The organism is Pedobacter sp. AK013 (assembly GCF_014205835.1).
In the GTDB taxonomy this organism is placed as follows: Bacteria; Bacteroidota; Bacteroidia; order Sphingobacteriales; family Sphingobacteriaceae; genus Pedobacter.
In genome coordinates this window covers 235,515-258,131 of record NZ_JACHCQ010000003.1, presented here as the reverse complement: position 1 = coordinate 258,131, position 22,617 = coordinate 235,515, and the positions used below count along the sequence as shown (strand labels likewise).

General features: G+C 37.8%; 21 protein-coding genes and 1 pseudogene. 18 read left to right on the top strand and 4 right to left on the bottom strand.

Annotated features, from left to right (window positions below):
- The first annotated feature begins 99 nt into the window (after nt 1–99).
- The 7 genes and pseudogenes from HDC90_RS03785 to HDC90_RS03760 all read left to right on the top strand — a co-directional run bounded on the left by HDC90_RS03785 (nt 100) and on the right by HDC90_RS03760 (nt 10,250).
- Nucleotides 100–2,916, top strand: coding sequence for a TonB-dependent receptor (locus tag HDC90_RS03785; protein WP_184464008.1), 2,817 nt, complete (start codon nt 100–102; stop codon nt 2,914–2,916).
- Nucleotides 2,917–3,076: 160 nt separating this feature from the next.
- Nucleotides 3,077–3,274, top strand: coding sequence for an adenylyl-sulfate kinase (locus HDC90_RS03780; RefSeq protein ID WP_184464006.1), 198 nt, complete (start codon nt 3,077–3,079; stop codon nt 3,272–3,274).
- Nucleotides 3,275–3,380: 106 nt separating this feature from the next.
- A pseudogene (locus tag HDC90_RS25660) lies at nt 3,381–3,548 on the top strand (hypothetical protein); the annotation flags it as partial.
- A gap of 521 nt (nt 3,549–4,069) precedes the next feature.
- The gene (locus HDC90_RS03775; protein ID WP_184464004.1) at nt 4,070–7,099 is read left to right on the top strand and encodes a SusC/RagA family TonB-linked outer membrane protein; all 3,030 of its coding nucleotides are present in this window, start codon (nt 4,070–4,072) and stop codon (nt 7,097–7,099) included.
- A gap of 12 nt (nt 7,100–7,111) precedes the next feature.
- Entirely contained in the window at nt 7,112–8,614 is a 1,503-nt protein-coding gene (locus HDC90_RS03770; protein WP_184464002.1) for a RagB/SusD family nutrient uptake outer membrane protein, read from the top strand.
- 56 nt (nt 8,615–8,670) lie between these two features.
- Entirely contained in the window at nt 8,671–9,672 is a 1,002-nt protein-coding gene (locus HDC90_RS03765; protein WP_184464000.1) for a discoidin domain-containing protein, read from the top strand.
- A gap of 119 nt (nt 9,673–9,791) precedes the next feature.
- Entirely contained in the window at nt 9,792–10,250 is a 459-nt protein-coding gene (locus HDC90_RS03760; RefSeq protein ID WP_184463998.1) for a hypothetical protein, read from the top strand.
- A gap of 20 nt (nt 10,251–10,270) precedes the next feature.
- On the opposite strand, the gene HDC90_RS03755 is transcribed toward HDC90_RS03760, so the two are convergent.
- On the bottom strand, nt 10,271–10,828 hold the full coding sequence (locus HDC90_RS03755; RefSeq protein WP_184463996.1) for a rhodanese-like domain-containing protein: 558 nt from the start codon (nt 10,826–10,828) through the stop codon (nt 10,271–10,273).
- Between the two features lie 564 nt (nt 10,829–11,392).
- On the opposite strand from HDC90_RS03755, the gene rpsL reads away from it, so the two are divergent.
- The 6 genes from rpsL to HDC90_RS03725 all read left to right on the top strand — a co-directional run bounded on the left by rpsL (nt 11,393) and on the right by HDC90_RS03725 (nt 15,705).
- Nucleotides 11,393–11,806 (top strand): 30S ribosomal protein S12, encoded by a 414-nt coding sequence (gene rpsL / locus HDC90_RS03750; RefSeq protein ID WP_008244597.1) that lies wholly within the window; start codon nt 11,393–11,395, stop codon nt 11,804–11,806.
- Between the two features lie 17 nt (nt 11,807–11,823).
- Nucleotides 11,824–12,291 carry a 30S ribosomal protein S7 gene (gene rpsG, locus HDC90_RS03745; protein ID WP_184463994.1) on the top strand — a complete coding sequence of 156 codons (468 nt, stop codon included), beginning with the start codon at nt 11,824–11,826 and terminating at the stop codon, nt 12,289–12,291.
- 129 nt (nt 12,292–12,420) lie between these two features.
- Nucleotides 12,421–14,535 carry an elongation factor G gene (gene fusA, locus HDC90_RS03740; protein ID WP_184463992.1) on the top strand — a complete coding sequence of 705 codons (2,115 nt, stop codon included), beginning with the start codon at nt 12,421–12,423 and terminating at the stop codon, nt 14,533–14,535.
- 138 nt (nt 14,536–14,673) lie between these two features.
- On the top strand, nt 14,674–14,979 hold the full coding sequence (rpsJ, locus tag HDC90_RS03735) for a 30S ribosomal protein S10 (RefSeq protein WP_008244591.1): 306 nt from the start codon (nt 14,674–14,676) through the stop codon (nt 14,977–14,979).
- Nucleotides 14,980–15,079: 100 nt separating this feature from the next.
- Nucleotides 15,080–15,325 carry a hypothetical protein gene (locus tag HDC90_RS03730; protein WP_184463990.1) on the top strand — a complete coding sequence of 82 codons (246 nt, stop codon included), beginning with the start codon at nt 15,080–15,082 and terminating at the stop codon, nt 15,323–15,325.
- A gap of 113 nt (nt 15,326–15,438) precedes the next feature.
- Nucleotides 15,439–15,705: a hypothetical protein gene (locus HDC90_RS03725; protein WP_184463988.1), complete on the top strand. Its 267-nt coding sequence runs from the start codon at nt 15,439–15,441 to the stop codon at nt 15,703–15,705.
- Between the two features lie 271 nt (nt 15,706–15,976).
- Here the strand turns inward: HDC90_RS03725 and HDC90_RS03720 are convergent, their stop codons facing one another.
- Both HDC90_RS03720 and HDC90_RS03715 read right to left on the bottom strand, forming a co-directional pair.
- Nucleotides 15,977–16,171, bottom strand: coding sequence for a YtxH domain-containing protein (locus HDC90_RS03720; protein ID WP_184463986.1), 195 nt, complete (start codon nt 16,169–16,171; stop codon nt 15,977–15,979).
- A gap of 10 nt (nt 16,172–16,181) precedes the next feature.
- Entirely contained in the window at nt 16,182–16,544 is a 363-nt protein-coding gene (locus HDC90_RS03715) for a hypothetical protein (protein WP_184463984.1), read from the bottom strand.
- Between the two features lie 143 nt (nt 16,545–16,687).
- Here HDC90_RS03715 and dgt point away from each other — a divergent pair, with 143 nt between their 5' ends.
- Nucleotides 16,688–18,031, top strand: a complete 1,344-nt coding sequence (gene dgt, locus HDC90_RS03710; protein ID WP_184463982.1) for a dGTP triphosphohydrolase — start codon at nt 16,688–16,690, stop codon at nt 18,029–18,031.
- Nucleotides 18,032–18,414: 383 nt separating this feature from the next.
- Here dgt and HDC90_RS03705 read toward each other — a convergent pair whose 3' ends face one another.
- Complete coding sequence (locus HDC90_RS03705) at nt 18,415–19,026, bottom strand: hypothetical protein (RefSeq protein ID WP_184463980.1); 612 nt, start codon at nt 19,024–19,026, stop codon at nt 18,415–18,417.
- A gap of 170 nt (nt 19,027–19,196) precedes the next feature.
- Here HDC90_RS03705 and HDC90_RS03700 point away from each other — a divergent pair, with 170 nt between their 5' ends.
- From HDC90_RS03700 to HDC90_RS03685, 4 genes are all read left to right on the top strand, one after another.
- Nucleotides 19,197–20,453 carry a prephenate dehydrogenase gene (locus HDC90_RS03700; protein WP_184463978.1) on the top strand — a complete coding sequence of 419 codons (1,257 nt, stop codon included), beginning with the start codon at nt 19,197–19,199 and terminating at the stop codon, nt 20,451–20,453.
- 9 nt (nt 20,454–20,462) lie between these two features.
- Nucleotides 20,463–21,056, top strand: coding sequence for a hypothetical protein (locus HDC90_RS03695; protein WP_184463976.1), 594 nt, complete (start codon nt 20,463–20,465; stop codon nt 21,054–21,056).
- A 193-nt stretch (nt 21,057–21,249) separates the two neighbouring features.
- On the top strand, nt 21,250–22,083 hold the full coding sequence (locus HDC90_RS03690) for a sulfite exporter TauE/SafE family protein (protein ID WP_184463975.1): 834 nt from the start codon (nt 21,250–21,252) through the stop codon (nt 22,081–22,083).
- Nucleotides 22,083–22,478, top strand: a complete 396-nt coding sequence (locus HDC90_RS03685; RefSeq protein WP_184463974.1) for a DUF1634 domain-containing protein — start codon at nt 22,083–22,085, stop codon at nt 22,476–22,478. Before HDC90_RS03690 ends, HDC90_RS03685 begins: the two co-directional genes overlap by 1 nt.
- The last annotated feature ends 139 nt before the right edge of the window (nt 22,479–22,617 follow it).

Sequence of the window (22,617 nt, the reverse complement as noted above, 5' to 3'; positions counted from 1 at the left end):
AATAATTTTTCCTGTCACATTTTAATATTTCTGATGTCTTATAGCTAAAGCCTTGCAGAAAAGGCTAACAAAACCAAACAAAAAATCAGAACCTTAGCTATGAAAACCTATTTATTGATGTTGTTGTGTGTGTTATCTACGAAATCTTTCGCACAACAGAGTGGTAGTATCAATGGAAAAATTATTGATGGAAAAACTAATCAACCAATCGAATATGTGGGTATTGTTTTGTCAAGCAGGGCCGATTCAACCAAAAAAGTTGGTGTAGTAACCAACAAAGCTGGAGAATTTTCCTTTAATACAGTGACTAACGGTGATTATAAAATCAGCATTTCTGCAATGGGTTATAATTCCATCACTAAAAACATAAGCGTAAACGGAAAAAATATTGCACTGGGAATATTAAAAATGCATGAAGATGCCATTGCCCTTAAAGATGTTGCGGTGAGTGGCCGATATGCTACGGCAACGGTTAAAAAAGATACAATAGAATTTAATGCCAATGCGTATAAAACCAGGCCAAATGCCGCGGTAGAAGATCTTTTGAAAAAACTTCCTGGTGTAACAGTTGATAAAGATGGGAGTATTTTGGTGCAGGGACAAAAAGTTACCCGATTAACGGTTGATGGTAAAGACTTTTTTGGTACTGACCCCAAAACTGCAACCAAAAACCTACCGGCTGATGCCATAGCAAAAGTACAATTGATTGATAGTAAGACACATGAAGCGAAGGCAACCGGAATAGATGATGGACAGCGTGAAAAGGTACTTAACCTAACCATCAAAGAAGATAAGAAAAAAGGATGGTTCGGAAATGCCAATCTTGCTGGCGGCACTACCGATAAATACGGCAGTTATTTAAGTGCCAATCATTTTAATAAAAGCCTTCAATTTGCTGTTTTGGGTATGAGTAACAATACCAACGATGCCAGTTTTGGTTACGATGACCTAAGCAGTTTTAGTGGTGGCAATATCGGAAATATTTTTGCCCCACCTGCCGGAGGAAGTTTCTCGATCAATAACAATAACGGCAAAGTAACGGTTGGAGGAAGTGGTGTTTTTGACAACAGTGCCATTGGATTGTATACTACCCACAGTGGAGGTGTAAACTATAGTAATTCGTGGGGTAAAAACAATAAGCTGGCCCTTAGCGGAAGTTATTTTACTTATTTCTCTTCCGGTTTAGGTAATAAATTATCAAATATCCAGGATTTAAGCTCAGGAGATATTCTACGTACTTTCGATAATACAGATCGGAACAGTAACAATCAGGCACATCGTTTTAACTTTAAGGCAGAATATCATCCAGATTCCTTAACCGATATTGTACTGCGGCCGAATGTGATCCTGAATAATACGACAAACATCAACAATCGGTCTTTCCGTTCTGATTTTGATGCTACTGGAAAGGCTAATGATGGAAGCCAGTATTACAAACAGCATAATTTTACGCCCGCTCTCTTTGGAGAGTTTACCGTACTGAGAAGGTTGCCAAATAAGAAAGGCTCGGTTTCGATCCGTTTAAATGGCACACAAAATACATATAATTCCGATTGGCTAAATCAATCTTTGCTTAATCAATATGTAAATGGAGGTACTACTGTAACCAATATCAATCAACAAGCCAATCAGGAAAATGCTTCAAAAACCTATACCATTAATGGGAATTATGCAAGACCTTTAAATCAAAAATGGAGCACAAATGTGGCTTATGGTTTTACACGCAGTATTGTGGATGCACAGCAGCTTACTTTCGATTATAACCCAATTACAGATCGTTACGAAACTATTGTTCCTTCATTAACCAATACCTTCGATAACCGCAATAGCTTGCAAACCGTAGGGTTGGGTTTCATTTATACCGGCAAAGACTGGACTTATAATTTTGGATTAAACGGACAGCAAAGTTTATTAAATGCAAACGTATTTAATAACATCGGGGCTAATATGGGCAACATCGAAAAGTCGTATTATAATTTGTTGCCACGTTTAACGGTAAATTTTAAAAATAAAGCCAACCAAACAATCGCTATAAATTACAGAGCGAGTGTTAACCTGCCATCGGTAACCGATTTACAGCCTGTACAGAACAATACCAATCCGCTATATCAAAGAGCTGGAAATCCGGATCTCGAAGCCAGAAAAAATCACCGTCTCTCGGTAAACTTCAATACATTCAGCCCTGATAATAACCGCTATTGGAACGGCTATTTCTTGTATAATTTATCTTTTGATGATACCGGGAACGATATTACCTACAACAATGGGGTTCAAACGGTTAAACCCATTAATGTAAACGGCAATTATTATCTGCGTGCCGGAACATTTTTCGGAATGCCATCCAAACTTAAGGGCTTAAGGATGAACTATGGAATGAACTTTTTTGCCGAACACAGAACAAATTTTATCAGCAGTTCTAAAAACATTACCAATAGGTTTGAAATCGGACCAAATATTAACTGGAGTTATGATATTGATGATAAATTTAATGCTGGCATTTATGCTTATGTAGCCTATACCAAAGTAAATAATACAGCAGAAGCGGCCATTGATAATAAATATTTCAGTCTGGAGAATACACTTAACCTGAGCTACGAGTTTATTAAAGATTTAAGGGTAGAGGCCGATCTGAACCATGTTGGCTCAGCGGGCCGTGCCGATGGATTTAACAATAATTACTTTTTGCTTAATGCCGGGGTAAATAAATATTTAATGAAACGCAGGGTAACTTTAAGTTTGAAAGGTTTTGATATTTTGAACCAAAACACGAGCATAGATAGGATTGTAAACAGTAGCCGGATTGAGGATGTACGGTACAATAACATTACCAGGTATTTTTATTTATCTTTAAATTATAAATTGACCAAAGTAGGGGCAAACAACGAAAGAAATAATCCGCGTAATACGGTGAATTAGTTTTTCCAATTATTTTAAGCCTTTAACATTGCTATCAGAAGAGAATGTTAAGGGCTTTTTATGTTATTAAATAATCCCGTTTAACGCACAATGCCTCTCGAAGTTTCATCCAAAAATAATTTTACCGGTCTAAATGAAAAAGGAATTCTAATCAGGTTTTTTGGTCCTGGTTCTGGAACAGAACTATTCTACTTTATTAAAAGAAAAGCCGGAAGATGAAGGCTACTTTACAATGACTTTAGATTTGGGTTTTGGCGAATCAGATCGGGCCGGAAACATCAGGCGGGCAGCAGAAATTGCCGAAGGGATGTTAAAAAACAATATCATTAACATTTGCTCTTTTGTTACGCCTTTGTAAGAACACCGGGTATTGACTGCCAAAATTATCGGTGAATAGTATTTAGAAGTTTTTTTAGACTGTCGCTTGGCCATTCGCCAGGAAAGAGATGTAAAAGAAAGGTTTATATGAAAATGCCGGCCTAAATCTGGTTATAAACTTTACCGGCATTAGTGCTAAGTTTGAGCCGGCTGTTAACGCTAATCTTGTCATTAAAATTCATACAGAAAGTCCAGAGCAAAATAGTGACAGGGTATTTTCTCAGATTATTTCAAAAATAAATCTTCATCCTTAATAATTACTGCCAACCATAAGCATTGGTTCTTTTTTTTGTAAAAAGTATAACATTTATTCCCCAAAGTGGATTGTTAAGGTTTTTTATTTCTGTAAGCTTAAAAATCTTAACGCAAACGTTTGTTAGTTTTTTTTCCCCTAGGTGATCATCTATTTTCTTAGACAGATTTCTTTAATTATTGGTTCGAAAAAACAGTTTCAATAATATTAAATGGGTGTTCTTTTAATAAGTTTCTATTGCCATCCGGCAAGAGGTATAAAATTGGTCAATTTCTTAATTTATAATCAAACGTTTGCGTGGTGTTTGCAGATTTTGCATGCTTCAAATCGCTTAAATTAGGTTTGGAAAGGGAAAATATGGAGGTTAACCAGCTTCACTACATACTCCTTTTTTCAACGAGCGAGCAACAACATCCTAAAAATTCTTATGTATAAAAAAGATAATTAGCCTATGATTTAAAAAGAAGAAATCTGAATTATCTCACCGCAACCTATCAACTAACTTAAAAAAACAACAATAACATGAAGATTAAATCTTTACTGATTTTTGGTACAGTTGGCTTATTATGGCTTAACGAAAGTAAAGCTTTTGCCGATTTAAACCATCACACAGACCTTAATCCCAAGGCAATGGGTCCAAACCACTTTGCCGATATTACCATTAAAGGAAAAATAACCGATAAATCTGGTCCGGTTCCTGGGGTAACCATCACTTTAAAATCAAATCCAAGTATCGGCACCTCTACTGATGGATCTGGTAATTTTGCAATCACTGTGCCTGCTGATGGCATTTTAATCATTAAATCTGTAGGCTATAAAACACAGGAAATTCCTGTTCATGGCAAAACTACAATAAACGTTAGCCTCGAGGAAGAAAATAACAGCCTGAGCGATGTAGTAGTGGTTGGTTATTCGTCAAAAAAGCAGGGAGAATTATCGAGTTCTGTTTCGGTAATTTCTGCCGAAAAGCTAAAGGGGGTAGCATCCAACGATGTAATTTCCATGATTCAGGGTAAAGCCCCTGGCGTTGTGGTTTCTTCTGGCAGTGGAGATCCTACTTCTGCTCCTAAAATGACGATAAGGGGCATAGGAAGTATTAATGGTGGAACAGCGCCGTTGTTAGTGGTAGATGGAAATATTCTTGGGGCTTACGGTACCGAAGGTGCTACTTATAGTCCAAATGATGTGGAATCTATTACCATTTTAAAAGATGCTGCGGCTACGGGCTTATATGGCTCACGTGCAGGTAGTGGCGTTATCATCGTAACCACTAAAACAGGTAAAGCGGGAGAGGCAAAAATAGATTTCAGTTCAACAGTAGGTTTTAACTCACCTTCTACTGGTCATTTCAAATTGATGAACAGTCAGCAATTGTATGATTATCAAAAAACATTTTCCAATCCCGATCCATCTGTTTTAAAAAATGATACCAATTGGTGGGATTTGGCTACCCAGAACGGAATGACGCAGAACTATACCCTGTCTGCATCAGGAGGTACAGAAAAAACGAGGTACTATATTGCCGGTAACTTTTATAGAGAACAGGGTACAGTAATCAATAACGATAAAAATGCCTATAACTTAAGGGCGAATTTAAATAGCCAGTTAACCAAAAAACTTAAATTGAGTTTATTGTTAAACGGTGTATTTACCAGAAATAACTATGCGAACAGCAATACACTTGGAGATGGTTATTTAAATCTCCCTTTCGATCCTGCATACAATGCTGATGGAACACCTGTTGATCCACGGATTACACCAACATGGAAAGGCCGCGATGTAGAAAATTTTCTTCATTCTACGCAGTATAATCTTTCTTATCAAAGAAGCTTAAATTTAAGTGCCGATGTGAATTTAGATTATAACATTGTAAAAAACCTGACTTTCTCCAGTTATAACAGAACCACTTTTTACAATACGTTTGCTGTAGATTATTACGATAAAAGAACTAAAGAAGGGGGCGCAACTAATGGCTCGCTTTACAACTCAACAACATACAAAAACAGGTTGTTGAGCTCAAACAGACTGAAATACGAAAATAGCTTTGGTGAAAATCATTTAACAGTATTGGCAGTTGGCGAAGCTGAAAAATCTTACTACGATGAAGCTAATCTAAATGGTAAAAATCTTCCGGCAGGCCGTCCGGTAATGTCTACCGCAACCGATATTATCAGCAATCCATCTGGAGGGACAAATGAATATAATTTCAGCAAATATTTAAGCCAGGTTGATTATAATTATGCAGGTAAATATTTTGCAATTGCCTCCTTTGTGCACGAAAATTCTTCGCGTTTTGGTTTAAACAAAAGTGGTGGCGATTTTTATCAGTTAGGTGCTTCATGGATTTTGAGCAACGAACAATTTTTAAAAGAAGTTAAACCGATTAGTTTCTTAAAATTAAGGGCAAGTTATGGTACAACGGGTAATGCCGAAATTGGCGATTATCCATCTTTAGGACTATATGCCATTGATGCGTCAGCCAGTTATGGCGGTTTGCCTGGGGCTAGGCCTGATCAAAAAGGCAATCCTGATTTAACCTGGGAAAAGCAAAAAACAGCCAATATTGGTTTGGATATCGGTTTTTGGAATAGGATAGATTTAACTGTTGATTTATATGATAAACGCTCTAATGCGCTATTGTTTAAAGTGCCATTGCCTTCAACTGATGGTTACGGATATATTTTCCAAAACGTTGGTGCCTTAAAAAACAGAGGGCTTGAGTTCAGCATCAATACTAAAAACTTTACAGGTGAGTTCCAATGGGAAACCAATTTCAATATGGCCTTTAACCGCAATACCATCTTAGGCCTTACTGAAGGAAAGGATGCTATTAATCCAGGCGGTTCTCAGCCAAAGGCGGTAGGTCGTGATATTTATGATTGGAAAATGCCGATTTGGGCAGGAGTAGATCCAAACAATGGCGATCCGCTTTGGGAAAAAGTAATTACTGATGCAGATGGGGTAAACCATATCGCGGTGACCAATACTTACGCTCAGGCTACCCGCCAATATACCGGAACATCGGCTTCACCAAAATTTACAGGAGGTTTTACCAATACCTTTAGCTATAAAGGTGTTTCATTAAGCGCGTTTTTCAATTTTGTTTATGGCAATGAAGTGTATAACAATAGCCGTGCTTATTTTGATAATGATGGTTTGTACGAAAGTTATAATGCGATGGTATTAAAATCAGGCTGGAGCAGATGGGAAAAAGTTGGAGATGTTGCTACACACCCTAAACCGGTTTTAGGTGGTAACCATGATTCCAATCAACAATCATCACGTTACCTGGAAGATGGAAGTTATATCCGTTTGCGCAATATTACACTCGGCTATCAGATTCCAACAAGCTGGTTAAGTAAAATTAAAATAAGTAGTGCCCGGATTTTTGTTAGTGGCGATAACCTTTGGACAGGAACTAAATTTTCGGGTATAGACCCTGAGGTTGTACTGGCGCCAGATGATAATGATCCCAATGTTGTTCCGGGAAGTTCAAGTTTTAGATACCCGATCAGCAAAAAAATATTGTTTGGTGTAAACATTAGTTTATAGGAGAGGAAAAATATGAAAGCGAATCAAATTAAAATATATATAGCTGCACTGGCATTGGTTTTTAGTGTAAGTGCTTGTAAAAAGGAAGTAAAACCATCAACAGCCATTGATGATGAATCTGCATTGACAAACCCCGGCGATATTGAGACCGCAACAATTGGTACTTATGCTGTGCTAAGAAATGCGACTTATGTTAGGAGTGCTCATTTTTTAACAGAATTTCAGGGAGATAATGTGGCTCAAGGACAACCATCTTCTGATGATCTTTCGAGATGCTATCGCTATACCCATATTCCTACGGGGACACATGGCGCTAATTTTTGGAAACAGGCTTATTACGTTATTGTTGCTGCAAATAAGATTATAGCAGCTATTCCAGATAATTCGAGTGTAGATTTGAAGCAGCTTAAAGGCGAAAATCTTTACCTAAAGGGAATGATGGAGTTTAACCTGGTTCGCGTATTTGGAAGACCGTATACACAGGGCAATGGTGAAAATCCGGGTGTTCCTATTTTAAAGGAAGGTGTACCCGCAGGCGCTCCAGCAAGAAATACCGTTAAAGAGGTGTACGCCGCTGCCATTGCCGATTTATTAAAAGCAGCAGATTTAATGACTGTAGCAAAGGCGGATATATTTGCATCGAAGGAAGTTGCTTATGCTTTGCTATCTCGTATTTACTTAAATATGGGTGATAATGCCAATGCAATAAAATATGCCGATCTGGTAATCGCTTCTGGTCGTTATAAATTGCTTCAAGGTACAGATTATGCCAGTTATTTTACCAAAACACCTGAAGCCAATTCTGAAACTATTTTTGCCATCCGTTATACCAAAACAGAAGATCAGGATTTTGGAGCAATCGGCTCTATGTACTACAGCGGTACACCTGGTGCTTTATCTACCCCAGGTGCTCAAGGCAATACTGGTTACGGCGAAATTTATGCTTCTCAGCAGTATGTGGCAGCGTTAGATAAAAATCCTGCAGATTTAAGACACAGTTTTATTGCGCCTTATAAAATTAACGGTGTGCTGCAGGTAAATACTAAAATAGCTCCAAATGTACCGATGTATTATGTAACCAAATACAATTTGCAGGAAGGGATTGCAAATTTAAGCTCACCGGTTTACCTGCGTTTGGCTGAGATGTATTTGAACAAAGCCGAGGCAAATGCCAAACTCGGCAATGCACAATTGGCACTCGATGATGTAAACCTGATCCGTACCAGGGCCGGAATTCCGGTTTTAACGCTTGCAGGCATTGCTGCAGAAAATAAAACGGCTTTGGATGTAGTTTTAGAAGAACGTAGACTCGAATTTGCTTTTGAAGGACAGCGTGCTTATGATCTGTTCAGGAACAACAGATCGATGACAAGAAACTATCCGGGGACACATGCCTTAAATAACACGCCAAATACAAACATCACGCAAACCATTTTGCCTACCGATGCACGTGTTATTTTTTATGTTCCACAGTATGAGATAGACAATAACAAAAATCTAACTCAAAACCCTTAGCTCATCCGTGATAAAATAATGAGGGCTTTATCACCATTGAAATCAAAATTAAAGAGATGAAAAATATAAAAATATATACCGTTTGCCTCCTTTTTGTAGGTTTGGCAATAGGTTGTAAAAAGGACAAAAGTGCTGAGCTTACGTCCAATTTAGAAGAGGTTGCGTTAGACCGTTCGGGCTGGAGTGCAACAGCTTCTAGTCAGGGAACGGCTAATTTACCCGCAACTGTTTTAGATGGCAATACGAATACTTTTTGGAGTTCTAATGCTACCGCTACATTTCCACATTGGTTATTAATCGATATGAAAAAACAGACGGTAGTAACAAAAATTGGTTTAACCACAAAACAGGGCGACCCGAAAGGTTTTACCAAATTCAGACTGGAAGGTAGTAATGATGGAACGAGTTTTACAACTATTGGCGAGCTTACATTTAATCCTGCCACTTATACCGAACAGGCATTTACTTTCTCGCCTGCCAGGAATGTACGTTATCTTAGATTAACTACCCTCGAAAAAGCAACAACACAAACGGGCAACGTTACCTTTCTGTCTGAATTTACTGTTACCGGTTTGCAGCAAAGGAAGCCACTTACCGATATTGCGTTGAGCAAAACAGGATGGACAGCAACAGCTTCGAGCGAAGTAAATTATCCTGGCGATGAAACCAATTTAGCCGCATATGTGGTTGATGTAATTTCGGCCAAAAGTCCAACAGCACCAACAGTCCCATCATTCTGGCAAGCTGATTACGATGTGCTGCATCCATATCCGCATTGGATTGTTGTTGATATGAAAAAGGCAAGTTTACTTTCTTACATCGGCCTTAACGCCCATACCGATCCAAAACAAGGTTTTAGCAAATTTTCCATTTCGGGGAGTGTAGATGGCGTTACTTTTTCTCAATTGGGCGATGAACGGATTTTCAATCCAACTACAGTGAGTGAGCAGAAATTTGCTGTTTCGCCAACAGCCCCAATCCGTTATGTGAAAATTACGTTGCTCGAAGGTGCAAGTTATCCTTGCCTGGCGAATTTTGAGGGATATGTGAAACTCTAAAATTATGGTAATTTAAAGAAAGCGATCAAAATTAAGATCGCTTTCTTTGTTTACGGGGCTTTTGTATAAGTTCTTAACTGATAAACAATATCTTTGAGGTTGTATTTTGTCTCTTAACTATGAAGAAATTTCTAAAATTCATCCTTACGTTAGCTTTAATTACGACTATTTTTAGTTGCAAAAAAGGCAATATCAAAAACCTAAACAGCATTGGTTATGGATCATCATTTGGGATGTGTGTAGGCTATTGTTCCAATAATCTGCTCATTAGTGATCTGAAACTTACTTTTTCCAAATCGAAAAATGGGCAAACGGCCGATACCAAAATCTGTAGCAAAACAATTTCTGAAGCAGATATAAACGCGATCAAAAGCGAATTGAATTTGGAAAAGATTTCGGCCCTGCCAGAAGTAATTGGCTGCCCTGATTGTGCTGATGGAGGTGCAGAGTGGATTGCTATTAATGCTGATGGTAAACAGTACAAAATTACCTACGAATATGGTAAAGCACCAAAAGAACTAGAAGCGGCAGTTGCACGGTTAAAAGTACTTAGAGATAGCTTTAAGGATTGTAATTAAGTTGTTTTAATGGTTGAGCTTTAATTAGCGTAGGTACCCTCAAAAGTTATTCTTTTATCTAATATGCTAACCAGTTCAGAAAGTTCATAAACATTTCTGTATCCATAACCATACAGGTTAATGTAGGTAGGGATATTTAAGGCCAATGAAATAGGCGCTATTTTTTTCTTTACTAAAACAGGTACAACTACTTTGCTGGCAAAATTTGCCTGGTCATCTATAAAATTGTTATTGCAATAGATTAATATTTTGGTATCTGCATTGGGTATAATCCTTAACAGGTTTTGCTGCGTGAAATCAGCAAAATTTAAATGAATAGCCCCCTTAACATGTTTTCGTTTAAATAGGCTATCGGAACGTGTATCTAAAATAACGGCGCCTTTCTCTTTCGCCATTTTTAAAAATGTTGGTAAATCAATAAGCTTATTTTTACGATGGGCTTTAACCTCTGGTATGAGTTTCTCGTAGGCATCAAAATCTACAATGGCTTTTCTTTTACTTTTAATAGTGGAAGTAGTTTGTGCATTACATAAAGATGCAAGGCTACAAAGTATGATTGTGAAGATTTTTATTTTCATTTTTCCGAACCTTTAAAAGATTAATAATTTCTACTTAATTGATTCATATAGTAACTGACGATCGCTTAACCCCAAAGAAAGAAGGGATTGGTAATCGGCTATATTTTGTTTAATTGATATTCCAAATTCAATAATTATGCCGATGATATTTGAGAACATAGCGTTTAGGTTTTTATTAAAGATATGATATTTCGAACAATTTTTTATGAATTTAAGCTCCTCCCTTAGGCTTGCAATATTTATGGTTACAAAACTCCGCGCCCTAACGGAAACACCTTAGGGAAGTAATTTAAACGGCAAATGAGGTGCTGAAACAGTTCAGCATGACGCTTGTATTAGCCGATTTTAGGTAGAAAACCGATAATTAACAAACTTCAACTGCAAATTGACCCGCAACTCCTTAATGCTCAACTCAAAACTGACAATTGCCGGTAGAAAACTTTTTGCGCTAACCCCTTGATTTTTAAAAAGAATTGTTCTACTTTTGCAGTCCGTTTTATGGGCTATCTGTAAAGATGCCGGGGGAGCGGTAAATTTTTTAATAAAAAAACATAAAAAAGCACAATGCCAACCATTCAACAATTAGTTAGAAAAGGTAGAGTAGCACTGGAGTTCAAGAGTAAGTCTCCAGCGTTGGACAGCTGTCCACAGCGAAGAGGTGTATGTACACGTGTGTACACCACTACCCCTAAAAAACCAAACTCAGCAATGCGTAAAGTAGCCCGTGTTCGTTTAACAAACGGTAAAGAGGTGAATGCTTACATCCCTGGAGAAGGTCACAACTTACAGGAGCACTCAATCGTATTGATCCGTGGTGGTCGTGTTAAAGATTTACCAGGTGTACGTTACCACATCATCCGTGGTGCATTAGATACATCAGGTGTAGCTGGTCGTAACCAACGTCGTTCTAAATATGGTACTAAACGCCCTAAACCAGGACAAGTAGCTGCGGCGCCAACAAAAGGTAAAAAGAAATAATCGGGAGGAAATAAGAAATGAGAAAGTCAAAACCAAAAAAGAGAATTATTCTTCCTGATCCAAAATTCAATGATGTTCAGGTAACTCGTTTTGTAAACAATATGATGTACGATGGAAAAAAATCTATCGCTTACTCAATTTTTTACGATGCTGTTGAAATTGCTGAGAAAAAAGCAGGTGAAAACGGTTTAGAGGTATTCAAACGTGCATTAACTAACATTATGCCAGCTGTAGAGGTTAAATCTCGTCGTGTTGGTGGTGCTAACTTCCAGGTTCCAACTGAGGTTAGACCAGAGCGTAAAACAGCTTTAGGTATGAAATGGTTAATTTTATACGCTCGTAAACGTGGCGAAAAAACCATGAAAGAGAAATTAGCTGGTGAAATCGTAGCTGCTGCTAAAGGTGAAGGTGCTGCTGTTAAGAAGAAAGAAGATACGCACAAAATGGCTGAGGCTAACAAAGCGTTCTCTCACTTCAGATTCTAATTTAGGATTAACAGATTAGTAAGATTACACAGATTTAATTAGAAGATTATACTGATTAGATAAATTACACCGATTTGTTTTAACATAATCGGTGTAATCATTTAAAATCAGATAAATCAAAAACATAACATGGCAAGAGATTTAAAATTTACAAGAAATATTGGAATTGCTGCTCACATTGATGCGGGTAAAACTACAACAACTGAGCGTATCCTTTATTATGCTGGTGTAAGTCATAAAATTGGTGAGGTGCACGAAGGTGCTGCAACAATGGACTGGATGGCACAAGAGCAAGAGCGTGGTATTACCATTACTTCTGCTGCAACTACAGTTAACTGGAAATACAGAAACCAGAACTATCACATGAACATTATCGATACACCAGGACACGTGGATTTTACCGTAGAGGTAAACCGCTCGTTACGTGTATTGGATGGTTTAGTGTTCTTGTTTTCTGCTGTTGATGGTGTTGAGCCTCAATCAGAAACTAACTGGCGTTTAGCTAACAACTATAATGTTGCCCGTATCGGTTTCGTTAACAAAATGGACCGTTCTGGTGCTGACTTCTTAAAAGTTGTTAAGCAAGTTAAAGACATGTTGGGTAGTAATGCAGTTCCTTTGCAATTACCTATCGGTTCTGAAGATAACTTCAAAGGTGTGGTTGATTTGATCAACAACCGTGGTATCGTTTGGAATGAGCACGATAAAGGTATGACTTTTACTGAAGTGCCAATCCCAGAAGATATGATTGATGAGGTTGCTGAGTGGAGAGAGAAATTATTGGAATCAGTTGCTGATTATGATGAGTCTCTAATGGAGAAATTCTTCGATGCTCCTGAAACCATCACTGAGCGCGAAGTTTTAGACGCTTTACGTGCAGCTGTTTTAGATGCTAAAATCGTTCCTATGGTATGTGGTTCATCTTTCAAAAACAAAGGTGTTCAAACCATGTTAGATTACGTGATGGAGTTATTGCCTTCGCCTCTTGATTCAGAAGGTGTAACAGGTACTAACCCAGATACAGGTGCTGAAGTTTTATTAAAACCAAGCATCAATGAGCCATTTGCAGCTTTAGCATTTAAAATTGCAACTGACCCATTTGTAGGCCGTTTATGTTTTATCCGTGTTTACTCGGGTAATTTAGAAGCTGGTTCTTACGTTTACAACACACGTTCAGAAAGCAAAGAGCGTATTTCACGTATCTTCCAAATGCACGCAAACAAGCAAAATCCTGTGCCTAATGTGGCTGCTGGTGATATTGCTGCTGTAGTTGGATTTAAAGATATCAAAACTGGTGATACCCTTTGTGATGAGAAAAACCCAATCGTTCTTGAATCGATGGTATTCCCTGATCCGGTTATCGGTTTAGCTATTGAGCCTAAAACTCAGGCTGACGTTGATAAATTAGGTATGGGCTTATCTAAACTGGCTGAAGAAGATCCTACATTCAGAGTTCAAACCGATCAGGAAACTGGTCAGACTGTAATTTCTGGTATGGGCGAGCTTCACTTAGATATCTTAATTGACCGTTTAAAACGTGAATTTAAAGTAGAGGTTAACCAAGGTGCGCCACAAGTAGCTTACAAAGAGGCAATCTTCGGTACTACTGAACACCGCGAAGTTTACAAAAAACAATCAGGTGGTCGTGGTAAATTTGCCGATATCAAAGTTGTGATTTCACCAATTGATGCTGATTTTGAAAAAGGTGGTTTGCAATTCGTAAACGAAATTGTGGGTGGTGCTATTCCTCGTGAGTTTATCCCTTCAGTTGAGAAAGGTTTTGCATCTGCAATGACAAATGGTGTATTAGCTGGTTATCCGCTTCCTGATATGAAAGTACGTTTGATTGATGGTTCATTCCACGCAGTCGATTCGGATGCTTTATCATTCGAGCTTGCTGCCCGTATGGCATATCGTGAGGCTTTACCTAAATGTAGACCTGCTTTGATGGAGCCAATCATGAAAATCGAAATCTTAACCCCTGAAGAAAACATGGGTGATGTAATCGGTGATATGAACCGTCGTCGTGGTCAGTTACAAGGTATGGATACCCGTAACGGTGCTCAGGTAATTAAAGCATTGGTACCACTTTCTGAAATGTTCGGTTATGTAACCCAGTTACGTACCATCACTTCAGGCCGTGCAACTTCTACAATGGAATTCGACCACTACGAGCCAGCGCCTAAAAACGTTCAGGATGAAGTAGTAGCTAAATCTAAAGGAAGAGTAAAATCTGAAGACTAGTTAGTATCAAGATAAAAGTAGCAAGTATTAAGACGAACTATCAATCTTGATACTTGCTTCTAAATACTTGCTTCTAAAAAAGATAAATCCGGTTTCTGTTGTTAATAGCTCTAACAGGAAACCATAATTAAAAATAAGATGAGCCAAAGAATCAGAATTAAATTAAAATCTTACGATTACAACTTGGTAGATAAATCTGCTGAGAAAATCGTAAAAACTGTTAAACCTACGGGTGCAGTGGTAAGTGGTCCGATTCCACTTCCTACAGAGAAAAAAATCTTTACTGTTTTACGTTCTCCACACGTAAACAAAAAAGCTAGAGAGCAATTCCAATTGTGCGCTTACAAACGTTTATTGGATATTTATAGCTCTAACTCTAAAACGGTTGATGCTTTAATGAAACTTGAATTACCTAGTGGTGTTGAAGTTGAAATCAAAGTTTAATTGATTTTAAAAGAACAGAAAAGGTCTCGATGCAAATCGAGGCCTTTTTTTATATGCCCCAAATTCCAAAACAAAAGCTGAACTGGCTGGTTGTATTGGTATGACTAATAAAGAAAAGAGACGAGAAGGATTACCTGTTGAGGGACAGGATTTTGCCGATCCTAAAGAAGAACTGAAAGATAAACCTTCCGCTCATGGCGAAGTGGTTAATCAAAAAGATGGTGATTTTTCTGAACTAGAAGAAAGCAGAATGGAAAATCCACCAAAACATCGTGATGAAAATGGATCCACTAAAGATGATTTGGACAGTAGTAGAGAGATTGATCAAAGTAAAGGCATACAATAGCAGCAATTGATTGCAGGATGGGTAAGATGAGACGAAAAGACCAGCTGGTATACAATTAAACTTTTTATTGTACCAATTGTTGTTATAACAGAAGCATCTACAAAAGAATGGCTATGGAAAGTAATGAAAATAAAAATGTCGATCCTAATGAGGAGATTAACCACAATGAGGAAGATATAGAATGGGATAATGGAGAGGCTACTTATGGGCATAAACGCGCCGATTTTAAACGTAAAGATGAACCAGCAGCGTCGCATTTATCGAAAGCTGAAAATGATCCTACACATGCCGTAAATGAAAATTTGAATTTAAGTCAGAGTGAAGACATTGGAAATAGAAATAAGAATAAGGAGAAAGGTTTGAAAGGGAAAGATTTATAATCTGGTTATAAAGAGACTATCCATATAGAATAATCCCTTTATAAAATTTATGCATTTTCCGGTAGATGGAAATTAATTAGGATTCCACAACTGAAATGCGTTAATCAAGAACAAATGCCCTTAAATCGTTAGTCTCTGATTTTTTTTTAATCTTTGTCGCGAATCCTACAGCGCTGCAAATTTCAAGAACTTATCGTCAATTTACAAGACCTTTGGTATTAATATATTGATATATGTCAAGCTAATGTGTATTTCTGTACTAGGTTAACTGTCAGTATAAATCACTTGTTTGCCGATAATCCTGTCTTATTTTTTCAGAATAATTCTTAATCTTATCTATGTATGCTGGAACTTTTTCCTTTAAGTCGTCAATTAATGATTTTCCATCAGCTGCCCGCTTTTTTGTGGCATACTTAAAACCATATATGGCTGCTGCCCCTAAAACAGCATATTTTAATATTCCCATAATTGCCTGTTTATATTCCTGTATTTAATGCATGGTTTTCATCCGCCTCATTAATGCCAGTATTTGTTTTAAAATCTTCAGATGAACTTCCGGTATGGCTTGCGGCGCTCTTTATGGTTGGGTTTTTATCAGCGCTATTATATGCGTCATCGCTAAGCGAATCTTTGCCTTGTGTGCCAGAATTATCCAGGCCGTCTTTGGCTAAAGGATTTCCTTTAATCAACTCGCTCGGTTCTTTTCCATAACTGGTTACTATATCGGTGTTGTTACCTGCATCGTAAGCTTTTTGTACATCAGATTTTTCTGATTGCCCATCACCCGATCCTACATAACCTTCAATATGCTCTTTCTTGTTATATATATTCGTTTTCATAGTATTATCTATTTATACTAAACAGATGAGGTTAGAAATAGTTTGAAGCACAATTTTAATGGTAAAATTTACCTAAATTTTTATGCTTAACCATTTTCGCGTTTTGTTTAACTTGCGCCAAATTTTAAATGCCAACGGGATAAATGGAGTGGAAATATTTACTTTCGAATAGGAGATACGGACAAGAGCAATATGGTGCCAGCACAGATCGGGCACGTTCAGATTTTCAGCGTGATTACGACCGGTTGATTTTTTCATCTCCTTTTAGAAGATTGCAGAATAAAACCCAGGTTTTCCCATTACCTGGAAGTGTTTTTGTACACAACCGCTTAACACATAGTTTAGAGGTTGCCAGCGTAGCCCGCTCAATGGCAAATATATTTTTAAAAAGTGTGGAAGAACATCAGCTGCAACTGATTAAAGATGTTCCTTTAATTAATGAAGTAGGTAATATAGTGGCCGCGGCTGCATTAGCGCATGATTTAGGAAACCCAGCCTTTGGGCACTCAGGAGAAGCAGCTATTTCACGATATTTTACCGATGGTGATGGGAAAGTTTATCAGAAAGAAATGAACGAATCGCAGTGGCACGATTTAATTAATTTTGAAGGTAATGCAAATGCCATCCGGATTCTTACCCATCCTTTAAAAGGAAAAGGCAACGATGCCTATGCCTTAACTTATTCTACTCTGGCGTCGATTGCAAAGTATCCCTGCGCTTCAATTGCGGGTAAACAAAAGGGGTTATTGCACCGTAAGAAATACGGTTTTTTTCAGTCAGAAGAAGAAACTTTTCAAAAGATCGCAGCCGAACTTCATTTGGAGAAAGAAGAAGGCGAATATCTCATTTATAAACGCCATCCTTTGGTTTATCTGGTAGAAGCTGCCGATGATATCTGCTATAGCATCATTGATTTGGAAGATGCACACCGATTAAAGATACTTTCATACGAAGAAGTAAAAAGTTATCTGTTGCCATTTGCCAATTCTAGCACCATAGAAGATCGTTTAAAAAATGATTATGAAGACGACGATGCAAAAATCGGTTTGTTAAGGGCAAAAGCAATTAACACGTTAACTAACCAATGTGCAGCCATATTTTTTAGAGAACAAGAAAAATTATTGAAAGGGGAGCTTAATCAAAGTTTAACCGATTTACTGCCCGAACCCTATATTTCAGCCTGGAAAGCCGTAGAAAAAATCTCAGTTGAGCGTATCTACAATTTCTCGTCGGTTATACAAAAAGAGGTAGCTGGTTACAAAATTATGGCTGGTTTATTAGAAGAGTTTGTTCCTGCACTTATTCATAACAATACACACTATTACAAGAAACTGGTTAAACTTATTCCTAAACAATATCATACCGATTTAACCGATATTTATTCTATTATACAGAGTGTATTGGATTTTGTTTCGGGTATGACAGATCTTTATGCTGTAGATTTATATCGGAATATTAAGGGAATATCTTTTCCTTCAGAAACGTAGCTGTTTTAACATGTTTTTTAAAAATCGTCATTTTTTTGAATGAAGTTGTGGTAGCTTTTAGGGAAGAGTATTCCCGCTCTTGCTTCTGCCAATTAAAGGAGTTGGCATCCTGATTGGGGTTTAGTTGGCCAAATGGTACTACCGTAAGTGGAATTAACCAGTAGCGATTCCGATTCTTCATCGGAAGTAGCGAATGACGGGGCTAGCAGAACCGAAGTGCCACAAGCCCTGCTTTACTTATAATAAAAAAGTATTGTCGTCCTGAATTTTAATTTATAGCATAAATCAATAGTTTTAAAGATCTCTGCGCTCCGTATTGCTTCGGTCCGAGATGATGATTTTTCTATTGAAGTCTGTCAATGGTAGCCTGCCGAAAGATTAAGTTATCTTCCCCGGCCATCGTCCCATTTATTACGCTCATCCTGCAGCTCACGTGCAAGTTTCATTTCTTTATCTTTTGCCTTTACTTTGTGTGCCTGAAACTCGTCGGCCACTTCCTGGTAAAGTTCTGTACGATACTTAGCCTCGTGCCTTAATTTGCCAGATTGGAAAATAATAAAAGCCAAGCCAATGGCCAGTATAATAATTATCGACCATACAATGGTGTTGTAGGTTCCTTTATCAAAGGCAATACCTAAAAACTTAATTTCATTAACCGAAGCAGTAGCATTGGCCAGCGAGCTTTCTTTTCCGGTTACTTCACCTTTTAAGCTCAAAATATTACCAGCCTGCGCTTTAATTTCCTGCCTGGCCTCCTGCAATTGCTTGCGTTCCTTTCTTAGCGTATCGTTAACACTTTTCCATAAAGATGATAACCGGTTTGGGTTAATCAGCCTTGCGCCGTTGAAGCTCTTGGATTTCTTTAACATGAATTGGTACTGGCCATTTAGAGATGGATCAGTATTTTTTGTAGTGTCAGGCAAAGTTTGCCCAAACGCAACGTTTAAAAATAGCATAGCGCCTAAAAACAATAGGGTGTGTTTAATTTTCTGCATAGTTTAAATATAGGTGTTAGAATGTAAAACTACATTTTTATCTATTTCCCGGTTAGTAAATTTGTTTAAGGTTTTGGCAAATCGATAAAATTGTTTTGGTTTAACATTCTAAATAACAATTTTATCTAAGTTTTATTATAAATTTATTTGCGATAGGTTACATTTGTTTCATGCAAATAGGAATTATTGGTTTAGGAGATATGGGCAAATTGTATGCACTATCTTTTGTAAACGCGGGTTATAAGGTATGTGGGGCAGATATGCCCTTACGTTTTACAGATTTAAAAAATGAGCTGGAACCTAAAGGAATCGAAGTCTTAATCGATGGTCATGAGGTTGCCCGTAAATCAGACTTTATTATCTATTGTGTTGAAGCTGAAAAAATTGATGAGGTAGTGGCTACTTTTGCCCGTTCAACAAAATATGGTGCCATAGTTGCCGGGCAAACCTCGGTTAAACATCCTGAAATTGCTGCTTTCGAAAAACACCTTCCAGAAGATACGCAGATTGTAACCTGCCATTCTTTGCATGGTCCGGCATTTAGCCCGGAGGGGCAAACACTTGTGGTGGTACGTCACCGTGCTACCGATGCTGTTTATGCTAAAGCTTTAGAAATTTATAAATCTTTAAAATCGAACATTATAGAAATGGACGATTACAGGGAGCACGATCGCATTGTGGCCGATACACAGGCGGTAACACACATGGGTTTCGAAAGTATGGGCTCAGCATGGAAAAATGCAGGTTTCTTCCCCTGGGATAATCCTGCTTATGCGGGTGGAATCGATAATGTGAAAATTTTGACCACACTGAGGATTTTTAGTTACAAATCGCACATTTATGCCGGTTTAGCCATTTTAAATCCTTATGCACAGAAACAGGTAAAATATTATGCCCAGGCAGAATCTGAGCTGTTTAAACTGATGATCTGCGAAAATGAGGCAGCGTTTAGAGAAAAGATCTATGCGGCACGTGATTTTGTCTTTCATGAGAGCCGTTCACTTTTGCTATTGGATGATAATATTATGAAAGAATTCAGCCTATCAGACGCCAGTCATAAACAGAAACCAAATTCGCATTTAAGTTTGCTGAGTATGGTATATGCCTGGTATAAAATGGGGGTAAATCCTTATGATAACCTGATCTGCCAAACACCACCTTTTAAATTGAGGTTGGGTATTGCCGAATATCTTTTCAAAAACGAAGCCATGTTAGAGGAATCGATCAACACTGCTTTGTATGATAAATCGATCCGTGGTGATGATTTAGAATTCCATACTGCTGTACATGAATGGGCTTCTATTATAGGTTATGGCGATTTAAAGGGCTACAAAGAACATTTTGAAGCAGCAAAATCATTTTTTGCCAACCGTTTAAATGATGGTAGGGATTTGAGTGCCGAGATGATTAAGCGGTTAGGGAAGTAACCATCAGGAATGAAGACCACGCTGCCTAAACCTGAACTGGTTTCGCTGTTGCAACAACAATTAATAGAGATAGAAATACTTTGTAGGGAGTACGATAAAGGAACTGATGCTGCTATTCCGTCAATTGCCGAAAAAATCGTTGTGATTTTCCATAACTCCGATCATGCAAAAGCATTGGTGAGCCAGCTTAAATTAAGCCATCTCGATATGTATTGCAGTTCGGAGATTTATAATTCCAAAAGCCTCACTAATTTTATCGGATTATTGAAACTGGCGCATCATACTGGAACGGGGTGGGGGTATGCTGCCAGGTTAGACCGTTCTGCTTTAAACGCAGTAACACAAGAAAACTGGTGGAACAATAAAAAAATAATCGTCGATTCGGACGGGATTGCTTTTACAAGAGCTAAAATAATTAAATCATTAGCTAATACCGAGCCCTTGGTGCTAAATACTTCGGGCTGGACGATTAAAGATGCTGAAGGCAACAAATCGGCCATTAACCCAATTCCTGAAATCGTTCGGCAAATTGCTTTCGAACTACTTGAAAGTTTTCGGGATGTTGATTTGAATAAGGAAAGTAAACTTCATTATAAGTCATAGTTAATGATTGAATTTTGAATGATCTAAAGGACAGGTGCTATATTTACACATTCATAATTCACCCATTCAAAATTACGATGCTGTAAACTTCCATTTTCCGCCTCCGATCTTACATCATCGATATAACATATAGACTTTATTTTATTCCCTTAATTCTTCGTTTACCCAAAAAGAGTGCATTATATTTGCCCGCATGTCGGTATTGCTGTTTACCATTATCATTTTATTAGGTGCTTTTTTAGCCGGATTATTGGGTTCACTAACGGGCTTGGGTGGGGGAGTAATTATTATTCCATTGCTCACTTTAGCTTTAGGGGTTGATATCCATTATGCTATAGGTGCATCGATTGTTTCTGTTATTGCAACCTCTTCGGGTTCTGCAGCGGCTTATGTAAAAGAAGGGATTACCAATATCCGGATTGGAATGTTTTTAGAAATCGCGACCACAATAGGTGCGGTGTGCGGTGCAATTGTAGCTGTTTATCTAAACGCCAACTATATTGCTATTCTATTTGGCTGTATCCTGATTTTTTCGGCCATCATGACACTAAAGAAAAAGGTAGATCATACTACTTTGGATAACACCGATAAATGGGCCAATTTTTTTAAGCTCAATGGATCTTATCCAGATAAAGGTATAGATCATCCATATGCGGTAAAACATGTTCCGGGAGGTTTTTTAATGATGCTTTTTGCCGGAACATTATCGGGCTTGCTGGGTATTGGGAGTGGGGCATTAAAAGTAATCGCGATGGATAATATTATGCGTTTGCCCTTTAAGGTATCAACCACAACAAGTAATTTTATGATGGGTGTTACTGCTGCTGCAAGTGCAGTGGTTTACTTACATCGCGGCCAGATCGATCCGGGCATTGCCATGCCCGTTTGTGTTGGGGTGCTAACAGGCGCAACTATTGGCTCAAAAATTTTATTACGAGCCAAAACCGATAAGCTCAAAATGATATTTGCCGTAGTTGTTGTATTCTTGGCATTGCAGATGATTTATAAAGGAATAAGCGGATTATAATGAGTACAATAGGAAAAGAAAACTTAAACGATAAGGATATTCAGGTAATTTTAGGCACGCTTCTGCGCGCAGGTGTAATTATTTCGATGAGCATTGTTTTAATAGGTGGCGCCATTTTCCTGATCCATAATAGTTGGACCATTACCGATTATAAAGTTTTTAAACCTGAGCTGAGCAAGTTTTCTTCTATACTGGCTATATTTAAAGGAGTATCTACTTTTCAGGGAGATGCAATTGTGCAGTTTGGCATCCTGATGTTGATTTTTACGCCGATTGCCCGCATTGTTTTCGCTATTTTCAGCTTTTTAATTGAGCGCGATTACCTATATGTACTCATTGGATTTATTATTTTAGCGATCATAACCATCAGTTTAAATGGTGGTTTGGCACATTAACATCTCTTTTTTAGTTAAATCCCATCATATCAGCAATTTATTTGAAAAAATATTTGGCTAACTATTTGAAAATTAATAATTCTTGTCTATCTTTGCCGTCCCTTTCGGGGGATGTACAACCACCTTGAACGAAGCCCTA

Bases quoted from the DNA above. Each gene is read 5' to 3' on its own strand.
- HDC90_RS03765 (WP_184464000.1), top strand. From the start codon at position 8,671: ATGAAAAATATAAAAATATATACCGTTTGCCTCCTTTTTGTAGGTTTG.
- HDC90_RS03700 (WP_184463978.1), top strand. From the start codon at position 19,197: ATGCAAATAGGAATTATTGGTTTAGGAGATATGGGCAAATTGTATGCA.
- HDC90_RS03760 (WP_184463998.1), top strand. From the start codon at position 9,792: ATGAAGAAATTTCTAAAATTCATCCTTACGTTAGCTTTAATTACGACT.
- rpsG (WP_184463994.1), top strand. From the start codon at position 11,824: ATGAGAAAGTCAAAACCAAAAAAGAGAATTATTCTTCCTGATCCAAAA.
- HDC90_RS03755 (WP_184463996.1), bottom strand. From the start codon at position 10,828: ATGAAAATAAAAATCTTCACAATCATACTTTGTAGCCTTGCATCTTTA.
- rpsJ (WP_008244591.1), top strand. From the start codon at position 14,674: ATGAGCCAAAGAATCAGAATTAAATTAAAATCTTACGATTACAACTTG.
- HDC90_RS03770 (WP_184464002.1), top strand. From the start codon at position 7,112: ATGAAAGCGAATCAAATTAAAATATATATAGCTGCACTGGCATTGGTT.
- HDC90_RS03785 (WP_184464008.1), top strand. From the start codon at position 100: ATGAAAACCTATTTATTGATGTTGTTGTGTGTGTTATCTACGAAATCT.
- HDC90_RS03715 (WP_184463984.1), bottom strand. From the start codon at position 16,544: ATGAAAACGAATATATATAACAAGAAAGAGCATATTGAAGGTTATGTA.
- HDC90_RS03695 (WP_184463976.1), top strand. From the start codon at position 20,463: ATGAAGACCACGCTGCCTAAACCTGAACTGGTTTCGCTGTTGCAACAA.
- HDC90_RS03775 (WP_184464004.1), top strand. From the start codon at position 4,070: ATGAAGATTAAATCTTTACTGATTTTTGGTACAGTTGGCTTATTATGG.
- rpsL (WP_008244597.1), top strand. From the start codon at position 11,393: ATGCCAACCATTCAACAATTAGTTAGAAAAGGTAGAGTAGCACTGGAG.
- HDC90_RS03730 (WP_184463990.1), top strand. From the start codon at position 15,080: ATGACTAATAAAGAAAAGAGACGAGAAGGATTACCTGTTGAGGGACAG.
- HDC90_RS03705 (WP_184463980.1), bottom strand. From the start codon at position 19,026: ATGCAGAAAATTAAACACACCCTATTGTTTTTAGGCGCTATGCTATTT.
- HDC90_RS03725 (WP_184463988.1), top strand. From the start codon at position 15,439: ATGGAAAGTAATGAAAATAAAAATGTCGATCCTAATGAGGAGATTAAC.
- dgt (WP_184463982.1), top strand. From the start codon at position 16,688: ATGGAGTGGAAATATTTACTTTCGAATAGGAGATACGGACAAGAGCAA.
- fusA (WP_184463992.1), top strand. From the start codon at position 12,421: ATGGCAAGAGATTTAAAATTTACAAGAAATATTGGAATTGCTGCTCAC.
- HDC90_RS03690 (WP_184463975.1), top strand. From the start codon at position 21,250: ATGTCGGTATTGCTGTTTACCATTATCATTTTATTAGGTGCTTTTTTA.
- HDC90_RS03720 (WP_184463986.1), bottom strand. From the start codon at position 16,171: ATGGGAATATTAAAATATGCTGTTTTAGGGGCAGCAGCCATATATGGT.
- HDC90_RS03685 (WP_184463974.1), top strand. From the start codon at position 22,083: ATGAGTACAATAGGAAAAGAAAACTTAAACGATAAGGATATTCAGGTA.